Below are 12,032 nucleotides of genomic sequence, written 5' to 3'. Positions count from 1 at the left end.
TGTCCGAGTTCAATAAATTAGTCATTGATTGGTTGCTGCTTGAGCAATTGAGCTGAAAGGCCAGGGCGATACGCCTTTGTCAGCCGGTGTCGAGCTCGTCACTTTTGTCGTGTCGATCACACTTCCCAGCCCGTCGTCACCCTCGTCAGAGGCGGCATCCAGCACGCACCTATTTCTGATTATTCCTTTATTTTCAGGTTGTTGTGAATTTTTATCGCACCTTTGGCCCGTTTTGGTCTGATAAATGCTTTGTGGGGGGCTGGCCGCCTCTTTGCCTGTCGGCGGGCGGCCCGGTGTAACGAACCATTTAGGATCCCTCTCTATGAACAGCTTCGTGATTGCAGATCCCAGTCTCTGTATTGGGTGTCGTACCTGTGAGGTGGCCTGCGCCGTTTCACACCAGTCAGGGTCTTGCAGCGGGACCCTTGAGCGGGAGGGCGGCCTGCATCTTGCCATCGAGGATGGACATCTGGTCTCCAAGGACAGCTACTTTCAGCCGCGCCTGAAGGTGATCGTGGGCAGCAAGGTGACCACGCCGGTGCTCTGCCGCCAGTGTGAAGACAAGCCGTGCGCCATGGCCTGCCCGAACAATGCCATCGTCAGCGAGGATGGTTGCGTCAAGGTGTTGCAGGAGCGCTGCATCGGCTGCAAGTCCTGCGTGGTGGCCTGTCCTTACGGCGCCATGGCAGTGGTGCTCAAAGAGGTGCCCCCGACTGCCGATTCGCTCTTCAAGCGTCCGCAGACCAAGGCGCAGGCGCTCAAGTGCGATCTCTGCCGTCACCGTGAGGCGGGCCCGGCCTGTGTCGAGGTGTGTCCGACCCAGGCGCTGCGGCTGGTCACGCCGGAGCATCTTGAAAACCTGAACCGGCAGAAGCAGCTGGCCAGTGCCGAGGCACTGCTGGCGATGCCGGCGCGGGTGTGAGCGGGCTTGCCGAGCCGTTTTTCGTTAACAAACAAGAGTGTGAGTCATGAAAAAAGTCATTACCGTGTGCCCCTATTGCGGCACCGGTTGCAAAATCAACCTGCTGGTTGAAAACGACAAGGTGGTGGGGGCCGAAGGCGCCAACGGCCGGACCAACGAGGGGCAGCTCTGCCTCAAGGGCTATTACGGTTGGGATTTCCTGAACGACACCAACCTGCTGACCCCCCGTCTCAAGAGCCCGATGATCCGCCGCGAGCGCGGTGGCAAGTTCGAGGCAGTCTCCTGGGATGAAGCGATCGAGTTCGCCAGCAGCCGTCTCTCTGCCATCAAGGCGAAATATGGCCCGGACGCCATCATGACCACCGGCTCTGCCCGTGGCCCCGGCAATGAAGCCAACTATGTGATGCAGAAATTTGCCCGTGCGGTGATTGGGACGAACAACGTCGACCACTGCGCGAGGGTGTGACACGCACCCTCAGTCTCCGGTCTGGAGACAACTGTAGGCAACGGCGCCATGAGCAACGCCATTCCCGAAATTCAAGAGACCAAGTGCCTGCTGGTATTTGGTTACAACGCTGCTGACTCTCACCCCATCGTCGCTCGCCATATCCTCAAGGCGAAGGCAAACGGGGCCAAGGTGATTGTGTGTGATCCCCGTATGGTGGAGACCGCCCGCATCGCCGATCAGTGGCTGCCGCTCAAAAACGGTTCCAACATGGCGCTGGTTAACGCCTTCGCCAACGTGTTGATTAATGAAGGGCTCTACAACAAGGCGTTTGTCGCCAACTACACCGAAGGGTTCGAGACCTTCAAGGCGACGGTGGCCAAGTACACCCCGGAATATGTCGAGGGGATCACCGGCCTGAAAGCTGCCGATATCCGCGCCGCCATTCGCACCTATGCCGAGTCGCCTGCGTCCATGATCCTGTGGGGCATGGGGGTGACCCAGTACGGTCAGGCGGTGGACGTGGTCAAGGGGCTGGCGGGTCTGGCGCTGCTGACCGGCAATTTCGGTCGTCGCGGCACCGGTTGCGGGCCGGTGCGCGGTCAGAACAACGTGCAGGGCACCTGTGACATGGGGATGCTGCCGCACCAGTTCCCGGGCTATCAGTCGGTGGCCGATCCCGAGATCAGCGCCAAGTTTGCCAAGGCGTGGGGCGTGGAGTCACTCTCCCAGAAACCCGGCTATCGCCTGACGGAGCTTGGCCACAAGGTGGAGGAGGGCAAGTGCAAGGCCTTCTACATCTTCGGTGAAGATCCTGCCCAGACCGAGGCTGATTTGGGTCAGTTCCGCCGCACTCTGGCGGGGATGGAGCTGGTGATCGTGCAGGATATCTTCATGACCCAGACCGCCGAGATGGCCGACGTCATTCTGCCCGCCACCAGCTGGGGCGAGCATGAAGGGGTCTACAGCTCGGCGGATCGCGGCTTCCAGCGCTTCTACAAGGCGGTGACGCCTCCTGAGAACGTGAAGCCGGACTGGGCCATCTTCTCCTTGATGGCGACCGCCATGGGTTATCCCATGGAGTACCACAACACCGAAGAGATCTGGGACGAGATGCGTGCGCTCTGCCCGCTCTACGCCGGGGTCAGCTACGACAAGATGGCCGATCTCAAGAGCGTGCAGTGGCCCTGTCCGACCGAGGATCATCCGGGCACCAGCACTCTGTTCGAGGGGAACGTGTTCACTACCCCGAGCGGCAAGGGTCAGCTGATTGCCTCCGAGTGGCGGCCGCCGCTGGAGCAGCCCTGTGCCGAGTACCCGCTGGTGCTCTCCACCGTGCGCGAGGTAGGACACTACTCCTGCCGCTCCATGACCGGCAACTGCTCGGCGCTGCAGACCCTGGCCGATGAGCCTGGCTATGTGCAGATCCACCCGAGCGATGCCAAAAAGCTTGGGGTGAAGGATCAGGCGCTGGTCTGGATCTCGTCGCGCCGTGGCAAGGTGATCACCCGGGCCAACTACAACGACCGGGTTAACGCCGGGGTGGTCTACATGACCTACCAGTGGTGGATCGGGGCCTGCAACGAGCTCACCATCGAGCACGTCGATCCCGTCTCCCACACGCCTGAGTACAAGTACTGCGCGGTGAAGATCGAGCGCATCGACAATCAGCCTGAGGCGGAAGTGTACGTCCAGACTGAATACAGCGCGCTCAAGGCGAAATTGCGCAGCGCAGCCAAGGGCTGATCGCCCTAAAAAAGAGGTTCTGCACAAATAAGGGAACCCGACTCGGATTTATCGAGTCGGGCACCCTTTTATTACCCAAAGAAAGGGGAGTAAATGATGCAACATGAAATTGGTCGCTTATTCGGACTTTTCTATATTGGCACCTATCTGGCGGCGATATTGCTGGGAATTGGTTGCTATATTTGGCGCGACGAGATGATATTTCTGCTGGGCTTCGGTTTTTTCGGCTGTTTTATGGCAGCACGGCTTGCCATGAGCAGCGTATTTTCCGCCTTGAGTATTTCCAGTGCCTGGCTGATCGGGTTTATCTCCACCACCTTGATCAACGGCCTGCTGCTGGGGGTGATCACCCTGCTGATCTACCTCACGCACCAGAGCGTCGCCGCCGAGCTTGCCGACAACGCCAGCTGGCTGCTGATGGCCTTCCAGAGCCTGTCGGCCCTCTTTATCTTCGGTGGCCTGAAGTGCTGCCACAGCCGGATCATCACCTCATAAATTGCCGATGGATGGGTTGCAAACGCCATCTCGAAACCCGCAGCCAGTAAAGCAGCCAGCGAAGAGGAGAGGCAGATCTGACAGTTGACGGCGGCCCACTTTTCGGGCGCTTTAATTGAGATCAAGAACTGATGAAATAACCGGTTAAATATGGCCATCAGATATATTAAATCGGATTGTAATGAAATTTGAGCTCATCTATGATGAGTCGCCATTCCAATATATCCCCCGATAACGATGTTACTTTTTGTTGTCGTTCGTTAATAACAACTCTGGAATTGCAACATGCGACAATTTTCGTCACCGCTTTTCTTATTGGCAGCCGCTTTTACGGGCTGCGGCTATTTATTTTGGTGACGGGTGCTTGTCGTGATGCGATGGCATGGACAGCCTGACTGGTGACTAAATCGATATAACGTGAGGCCGCAATGCTAAATGTGAGTGCCATCCCCCTGGACGAGATCTCTCCCATCTGGGACGACGGTTTCCTCCTGCTCTCCAAATCCCTCCTGTCGGCCGTGACGCTCGATGATTTTATCCACAAACTCAACAAGATAGATGCCAGCTTCGGCGGCGTGACCCGGGTCAATCTGATCCTCAACATGGGTGCAGACGAGGAGGCCATCTTCTACTTCATGGGACATTCCGGCCCAAAGCATCTGGTCTGCCCCAAGGCAGAGCTGCACCTCTCCCCCCGTCCTACCAAAGAGACCCCGGAACAGGCCATCATTCTCGCTGCCGCCCGCTTTGAGAATCGCTGCCCGGCGCTGGATCGCGAAGGGGTCTACGGGGGGCTGCGCTCCTACTGCCAGCTCCCCATCACCACCGCCCGCAGCCACCTTGGCGGGGTCGAGTTTATCAACACCCAGCTCGACAGCTTCACCATGGAGACCCTCGCCAAGCTGACCCAGCTGGCGGCCATTATCGCCATTGCGCTGGAGAACGTGCTCGACAAGGAGCGCACTCTGGAGCAGGCCAACTCCCTGCGCCTTGAGCGCGACAGCTGCAAAATTCTGGTGGATGTGACCAACGCGGTGATCAAACTGGTGCGCATCGCCGAACTGCCCAAGAGCCTGTTTGCCATCCTGCACCACCACTTCGGCATCAGCAGCTTGTGTCTGGCCGAATACAACGCCACCTCCGACAGCTTCAAGAGCTATCTGGTCAATCAGCACCAGAGCGATCAGCCGGGCATCATCGATCACTCCTGTTTTGAAAAGAAGTGCCTGCAGGGGGCCCTTGGCCACAGCGAGCCGTTTTTTGTCTATCGCGAACACGGTCACGGTTGCAGCAATCGCTGCCGTTTTACCTCCCAGATCCTGCCGCCCGAGGCCGACAGCTCCTGCATTTTGCCGCTGCGCTATCGGGGCAACCTGCTGGGGGTGTTGATCCTCTCGCACCCCAACGCCGACTTTTTTGCCGATATCGATATCTCCTTGCTGGAGCAGGTGGCGGCGCGCACGGCCATTGCCATGAACAACGTGCAGGCGCAGCAAGAGATCTCCAACACCAACGGCGCCAAAGAGAAGACCATTCGCATCAACGAGCCGCAGATGCAGGGGGCGTTCCCCCACATCATCTACCAGAGCGCGGTGATGGCGAACGTGCTGGAGAAGGTGCGGCTGGTGGCCGAGAGCGACAGTACCGTGCTGATCCTTGGCGAGACCGGCACCGGCAAGGAGCTGATCGCCCAGGCCATTCACGCCCTGAGTGCCCGCCACGATCACGAGATGGTGAAGGTGAACTGCGCCGCCATTCCCACCGGCCTTATCGAGAGCGATCTCTTTGGCCACGAGAAGGGGGCCTTTACCGGCGCTCTGACCCAGCGCATCGGCCGCTTCGAGCGCGCCCACAAGGGGACCCTGTTCCTCGATGAAGTGGGGGATATGCCGCTGGACTTGCAGCCCAAACTCTTGCGGGTATTGCAGGAGCACGAGCTGGAGCGGGTGGGTAACAGCAACCCCATCGCGGTGGATGTACGGCTGGTGGCCGCCACCAACTGCGATCTGCTCTCCATGGTCAAGAACAAGCGTTTCAGAAGCGATCTCTACTACCGCCTCAACGTCTTTCCCATCGAGCTGCCCCCCCTGCGGGAGCGCCGCGAGGACATTCCGCTCTTGGTCAATTTCTTTATCAAGAAGATTGCCAAGCGGATGCGCCGCACCATCACCTCGATCCCCGCCGATGCCATGAAGATGCTGGTGTCGCTGCCCTGGTACGGCAATATTCGCGAGCTGGAGAACGTCATCGAGCGCGCCGTGGTGATGACCCGCGGCCATGTGCTCAACCTCTCGCCCGATGAGCTGATGCCGCTCAAGGGTTACCACAAGATTGAGACCCTGGTCTATGACGAGCCCGCCACGCCGCTCTTTGCCGAGGAGGGGCCGATTGATGAGCGCGAGGCGATCATCGCCGCCCTGCGCGACTGCAACGGCATAGTCGCTGGCGAACGGGGGGCAGCCAACCGCCTCGGCATGAAGCGCACCACCTTGCTTTCGAAAATGAAGCGGCTCGGCATTTCGGCCAGAGATCCCGAGATCATTGACGGGGTCGCACCATGAGAGAGCTACTTGAGCTTGAGACGCGGGGCGAGCTTAGCGAGCAGAGCGAACAGAACGAACTGGCCCGCTGCGCCATCCACCGCGAGGTGGTGCACTACCGCGCCGATACCTTGACCTGCGACAGCGAGATGGCGCTCCCCTCCGAGACGCCGGTGGCGCTGGTCTACAACGGTATCGCCCACAGCGTGATGATGTGTTCGGCCTCCGATCTGGAGGATTTTGCCATCGGCTTCTCGCTATCCGAGGGGATCATCGACAGCCTGCTCGATATCCACGACATTGAGCAGATTGACGGCTGTCAGGGGATTGAGCTGCATATCACGTTGGCCAACCGCTGCGTCCATCGCCTCAAAGAGAAGCGGCGCACCCTGGCGGGGCGCACCGGTTGCGGCATCTGTGGCAGCGAGAGTCTGGATCAGGTGATCCGCACCCAGCCAAGCTTGCCCGATAGTCAGCGTCTGGCGGTAGGGCATATCGACAAGGTGCTGAGCGCGCTGCGCCCGCTCCAGTTGCTGGGTCAGCGCACCGGCGCCACCCATGCGGCGGTGCATCTGGATGGTGAGGGCAACATTCTCGCCATCCGCGAGGATGTGGGACGCCATATTGCGCTGGACAAGCTGGTGGGCCATCTGTGCCGCACGGGTCGCCGTGACGGCGCCATTCTGGTGACCAGCCGCGCCAGCTTCGAGATGGTGCAAAAGTGCGCCAGCGCCGGAGTGGAAATATTGCTCGCCATCTCCGCTGCCACCGAACTGGCGGTCGAGCGGGCCGAGCAGACCGGGCTCACCCTGGTGGGTTTTTGCCGCCCCGGGCGGGCCGAGATCTACAGCGGCTGTCAGCGCATTCTGCTTTAAGTGACTGCAAGAGTGAGAGCCTGCTAAAGGGCTTATAAAAACTGGCAATAAAAAAGGGCGGGGAGTGTGACTCCCCGCCCTTGTTGTATCTGCTGCTGTGGCGGATTAGCGCGCCAGCAGGATACGCAGCATGCGGCGCAGCGGCTCGGCGGCGCCCCACAGCAGCTGGTCACCCACGGTAAAGGCGGCCAGATACTCAGGGCCCATATTGAGCTTGCGCAGACGGCCAACCGGAATGCTGAGGGTGCCGGTGACGGCCGCCGGAGTCAGCTCGCGGGCGGTGATGTCGCGATCGTTGGGGATCACTTTCACCCAGTCGTTGTGGGCTGCCAGCAGGGCTTCGATCTCCGCCAGCGGCACATCCTTTTTCAGCTTGATGGTGAACGCCTGGCTGTGGCAGCGCAGGGCGCCGATCCGCACGCAGAGACCATCCACCGGAATGACGGCGTTTTCGATACCCAAAATCTTGTTGGTTTCGGCCTGACCCTTCCACTCTTCACGGCTCTGGCCGTTGTCGAGCTTGGTGTCGATCCAGGGGATAAGGCCACCGGCCAGCGGTACGCCGAAGTTGTCTACCGGCAGGGTGCCGGAGCGGGTCTTCTCGGTGATCTTGCGCTCGATGTCGAGGATGGCGGAGGCGGGATCCGCCAGCTCGACCGCCACTTCGTCACGCAGCATCCCCATCTGGGTAACCAGCTCGCGCATATGGCGGGCACCGCCACCGGAGGCCGCCTGATAGGTCGCCACGCTCACCCACTCCACCAGATTGGCCTTGAACAGGCCACCGAGGGCCAGCAGCATCAGGCTGACGGTGCAGTTGCCGCCAACGAAGGTCTTGATGCCGTTGTTCAGGGCCTGCTCGATGACGTCGCCGTTGACCGGATCCAGAATGATGACGGCATCTTTCTCCATCCGCAGGGAGGAGGCGGCGTCAATCCAGTAACCCTGCCAGCCAGCGGCTTTCAGGCGCGGATAGACATCCTTGGTGTAGTCGCCGCCTTGCGCGGTGATGATGATATCCTGCTTGGCCAGCGCCTCGATATCGAAGGCGTCCTGCAGAGTACCGGCATCGACGCCGAAGTTGGGTGCGGCCTCACCGGCCTGGGAGGTGGTGAAGAATGTGGGTTGAATATGGGCGAAATCCTGCTCTTCCTGCATCCGGCTCATCAGAACCGATCCCACCATGCCACGCCAACCGACCAAACCTACTTTTTTCATATTGTCCTACCCTGGATTGCTGCTAAAGAAACTCGTGGTGACACCCGTAACCCCTTGTCTGGCGACGCCTGTTTACAAGCGGTTTACAGGCCATTTAAAAAATATGCGCTGCGAAAAATGCGTCTATCCACATTACGGATTGTGACGGCTTGCGCAAGTCGAATTGCGCAATATTCTGTGCCGTTTGCTGCATTAACCGGCAGCCAGAGCACCGCTCAGGTAGACGGGGAGGGAGAAGGTCAACATCAGACGAAAAGGCCACCGTTTATGGCGGTGGCCTGTCAATAAAGCGGTTGAGAACGTCCTCTGCTGGGCGTAGTTGGCGAGTGAAACAGCCCGACAGCGTAGGCGCTTAGCCGTAACGAGCCAGAGTGAGCCCCTCATCGCTGATGGCGGGCTCGCTGCCGCTGATCAGATCGCACAGAAGCTGACCCGAACCGGCCGCCATGGTCCAGCCCAGGGTGCCGTGGCCGGTATTGAGCCAGAGACCGGGAATGGGGCTCGGCCCCACCAGCGGGGTGCCATCCGGCGTCATGGGGCGCAGACCGGTCCAGAACTCGGCTTGGCTGATATCACCCCCCTCGGGGAAGAGATCGCCGACCACCATCGCCAGAGTGTCGTGGCGTCTCGGATTCAAGGCAAGATTGTAGCCCGACAGCTCCGCCATGCCGCCGACCCGGATCCGCTCGTCAAAACGGGTGATGGCCACCTTGTAGGTCTCGTCGAGCACGGTGCTGCGCGGGGCGGCCTCGGCGTTGATCATCGGCAGGGTGAGGGAGTAGCCCTTGACCGGATAGACCGGCAGCTCCAGCCCGAGCGGGCGCAGCAACGGCCGCAAAAAGCCGGTGGCATAGCTGCCGAGCGCACAGACGATGGCATCGGCGCGATAGCGCTGCTCGCCCGCCCGCACCGCCACGGCGCGGCCGCGGGCTTGCTCAATCTCGTCGATATCGCAGTTGAAGACGAACCTGACCCCGATCTTCTCGGCTTCAAGGGCAAGGGCCTTGGTGAAGCGGAAGCAGTCGCCGGTCTCGTCGCCGGGCAGGCGCAGGCCGCCGACGATTTTGCCACGTACCCGCGCCAGCGCAGGCTCTGCCGCTTCGCAGCCGCTGGCATCCAGCGACTGGTAGGGGACGCCGTACTCCTCCAGCACCTCGATATCGCGCTGACTGGCATCGAGCTGGGACTGGCTTCTAAACAGCTGCAGGGTGCCGAGCTGGCGCCCTTCGTAATCGATGTTGAGCTCGTCACGCAGTGCCTTCATACAGTCGCGGCTGTATTCGGCCAGACGCACCATGCGCCCCTTGTTGGTGGCATAGGCGGTCGGGGTGCAGTTGGCGAGCATTCTGAGCATCCAGCGCAGCTGGAAGGGGTCGGCAGTGGGGCGCACGGTGAAGGGGGCATGCTTTTGCAGCATCCACTTGGCGGCCTTGAGGGGAATGCCGGGGGCCGCCCAGGGGGCTGCATAACCCGGGGATATCTGCCCGGCGTTGGCATGGCTGGTTTCAAGGGCGACGCCCCCTTGTCGCTCCAGCAGGGTCACCTTGTGACCCGCTTTGGCCAGATACCAGGCGCTGGTTACCCCAATTACGCCGCCACCGAGAACCACTATCTCCATATCGTCTTTCCTTGACTGATCTCCTGATGTGGCCACCACCATAATCAGCCGCCACAGGATATTCAACCGCTCTGCGCAGGATTGGGATCTCCGTCTGCTTGCCGGTCACAGGCTGGTGTTTGGTGCGATGGTGAGCCTGATTGCCAGCGTAAATCGCTGCGCTCTTGTCAGGGTATGTGTCAAGGAACACGGTCCGCTTACAACTGCTCCAGCTTGATCAGGTACTGCTCCGCCGTTGCCAGAATGGCCTGCTGCTGCGCTGCGGCTTGGCCATCCCAGTTGGCATAGGGGAGGGCGAGGCGGGGATTGCCGTCCAGTTTGTCCCGATTGCGCCAGAGAAAGTGCCAGTAGAGGCTGTTGAAGGGGCAGCTCCCATCGCCGTGACGGGCTTTGACCTGATAGTGGCACCCCTTGCAGTAGTGGCCCATCCGCTCGAGATAGGCGCCGCTGCTGGCGTAGGGCTTGCTGCCCATCAGGCCGCCATCGGCAAACTGGCTCATGCCGCGGGTGTTGGGCAGCTCGACCCACTCGATGGCATCCACATAGATGCCGAGATACCACTGATCCAGCTCGTCAGGATCGAGCCCCGCCAGCAGGGCAAAGTTGCCGGTCACCATCAGCCGCTGGATATGGTGGGCGTAACCGTGCTCGAGGGACTGGCCAATGGCGTGGCGCACGCAGGCCATCTTGGTTTCTCCATTCCAGAAAAAGCCGGGCAGCGGCCGGTCGGCCCCGAGAAAATTGGTCTGTTTGTAGTCAGGCATCTTCTCCCAATAGAGGGCGCGGACAAACTCGCGCCAGCCGAGGATCTGGCGAATAAACCCCTCCACCTGTGCCAACGTGATAGTGGCCTGATTGGCCTGCCAGTGGGTCTCGGCGGCGCGGATCACCTCAAGCGGATGAAGCATCTTGCTGTTGAGGGAAAACGACAGACGGCTGTGAAACAGGCTCCAGCCCCGCTCGCTCAGGGCATCCTGATAGTGGCCAAAGTGAGGCAGGCAGTGCGCCAGAAAATGGGCCAGCAGATCGCGACTCTGGCGCCTTGTGATGGGCCACGGCAGCCTGCTGGCATCTGCCTCGCCGATGGTGCTGACCCCGTGGCGGGTCAGCATGGCATCAATCTCGCTCACCTCGTTGGCAAAGGTGAGGGGTTCCGGGATGGGCTGTCTCGCCGGCAGCTTGGCGCGGTTCTCGTCATCAAAATTCCAGCGCCCGCCAAGGGGTTGGCCGCGCTCATCGAGCAGCACCCTGTATTGCTTGCGCAGGGCGCGGTAGAAGAACTCCATCCGGCTGTGAGGATAGCGCTGCCAGCCATCGCGGGGGGTGAGAAAATGCTCGCTCTCCACCTCGGTGGCAGGGATGGCCAGGCCCGCCGCCCAGCTTTTCAACTGGCTGGCAAGGCGCCACTCGTCTGGGCTCTGCCAGGCAAAGCTGCTGGCCTGATGTGCTTCGAGTTGAGCCTCCAGCAAGCCGGGCAAATCGGGCCAGCGGGCGCTCTCATCCAGGGTCAGGTAACAGACGCGGTGGCCAGCTTGGGTGAGGGCTGCTGCGAAGGCGCGCATGGCGGCAAAGAAGGCCAGCACCTTCTGGCGATGGTGGCGGCAGTAGTCGGTCTCCTGGCGCAGCTCCGCCATCAGGTAGCAGATCGCCGGATCTGGGGTGCGAAACCAGCTGTGACCGGCGTTCAGCTGATCGCCGAGAATCAGGCGCAGCTCCATCAGACTCGCTCCCCCTCAGGTTGCTGGCTGCTGTGACGAGCGTGGCGACAGCGCTCGCTGCAGTAGCGAACCGCTTCCCAGCTGCGCGCCCACTTGCGCCGCCAGCTGAAGGGGCGTTGGCAGACGGGGCAGATCTTCTCGGGCAGATGGGGTTTGCGATGCATGATGGCTTACGGCCCTGGCTGATGGGGGATGTGGCGTATGGGTAGGGAGAATAACGAAGCGGGGGCGCGGGCGGATCAACCTCACTGCCGGTTTGCCGCGCAGATGCCCACTTTGTGAGCGGGCGCACAGCCCGTCGGTGCGCCCCTTGTTTGCCAATTAACCAGCCGTTAACGTAGCGAGGCTGCCCGTTGGCAGCATCCATCAATGGATCTTGTTGACCACCGACTGTCTACAACCGATATGGAGGGGAGTGATGCCAATCATGACAGCTACGCCCCGGGCAGCTTGCC

Annotated in this window: 9 protein-coding genes; 5 read left to right on the top strand and 4 right to left on the bottom strand. The window is 60.7% G+C overall.

What is annotated here, in order from left to right; translation table 11 throughout:
* Window positions 1–322 precede the first annotated feature (322 nt).
* From G5367_RS01540 to fdhD, 5 genes are all read left to right on the top strand, one after another.
* Window positions 323–922, top strand: coding sequence for a 4Fe-4S dicluster domain-containing protein (locus G5367_RS01540; protein ID WP_043850912.1), 600 nt, complete (start codon window positions 323–325; stop codon window positions 920–922).
* 46 nt (window positions 923–968) lie between these two features.
* On the top strand, window positions 969–3,113 hold the full coding sequence (gene fdhF / locus G5367_RS01535; protein ID WP_167565718.1) for a formate dehydrogenase subunit alpha: 2,145 nt from the start codon (window positions 969–971) through the stop codon (window positions 3,111–3,113).
* Between the two features lie 96 nt (window positions 3,114–3,209).
* Window positions 3,210–3,608 carry a hypothetical protein gene (locus G5367_RS01530; protein WP_005360244.1) on the top strand — a complete coding sequence of 133 codons (399 nt, stop codon included), beginning with the start codon at window positions 3,210–3,212 and terminating at the stop codon, window positions 3,606–3,608.
* Between the two features lie 428 nt (window positions 3,609–4,036).
* Window positions 4,037–6,169 carry a sigma 54-interacting transcriptional regulator gene (locus G5367_RS01525; RefSeq protein WP_421243634.1) on the top strand — a complete coding sequence of 711 codons (2,133 nt, stop codon included), beginning with the start codon at window positions 4,037–4,039 and terminating at the stop codon, window positions 6,167–6,169.
* Window positions 6,166–7,023, top strand: a complete 858-nt coding sequence (fdhD, locus tag G5367_RS01520; RefSeq protein ID WP_421243633.1) for a formate dehydrogenase accessory sulfurtransferase FdhD — start codon at window positions 6,166–6,168, stop codon at window positions 7,021–7,023. Before G5367_RS01525 ends, fdhD begins: the two co-directional genes overlap by 4 nt.
* A gap of 105 nt (window positions 7,024–7,128) precedes the next feature.
* Here fdhD and asd read toward each other — a convergent pair whose 3' ends face one another.
* The 4 genes from asd to G5367_RS01500 form a co-directional block, all read right to left on the bottom strand.
* Entirely contained in the window at window positions 7,129–8,241 is a 1,113-nt protein-coding gene (gene asd, locus G5367_RS01515) for an aspartate-semialdehyde dehydrogenase (protein ID WP_376896633.1), read from the bottom strand.
* A 352-nt stretch (window positions 8,242–8,593) separates the two neighbouring features.
* Entirely contained in the window at window positions 8,594–9,901 is a 1,308-nt protein-coding gene (locus G5367_RS01510) for a D-amino acid dehydrogenase (RefSeq protein ID WP_421243787.1), read from the bottom strand.
* A gap of 155 nt (window positions 9,902–10,056) precedes the next feature.
* Window positions 10,057–11,577: a cryptochrome/photolyase family protein gene (locus G5367_RS01505; RefSeq protein WP_421293789.1), complete on the bottom strand. Its 1,521-nt coding sequence runs from the start codon at window positions 11,575–11,577 to the stop codon at window positions 10,057–10,059.
* The gene (locus G5367_RS01500) at window positions 11,577–11,741 is read right to left on the bottom strand and encodes a DUF2256 domain-containing protein (protein WP_123172992.1); all 165 of its coding nucleotides are present in this window, start codon (window positions 11,739–11,741) and stop codon (window positions 11,577–11,579) included. The genes G5367_RS01505 and G5367_RS01500 overlap by 1 nt, the downstream gene beginning before the upstream one ends.
* Window positions 11,742–12,032: the final 291 nt, after the last annotated feature.

This window comes from Aeromonas sp. 604282, from assembly GCF_049170575.1.
Taxonomy (GTDB): domain Bacteria; phylum Pseudomonadota; class Gammaproteobacteria; order Enterobacterales; family Aeromonadaceae; genus Aeromonas; species Aeromonas veronii_A.
This window is presented reverse-complemented; position numbering and strand designations above follow the sequence as displayed.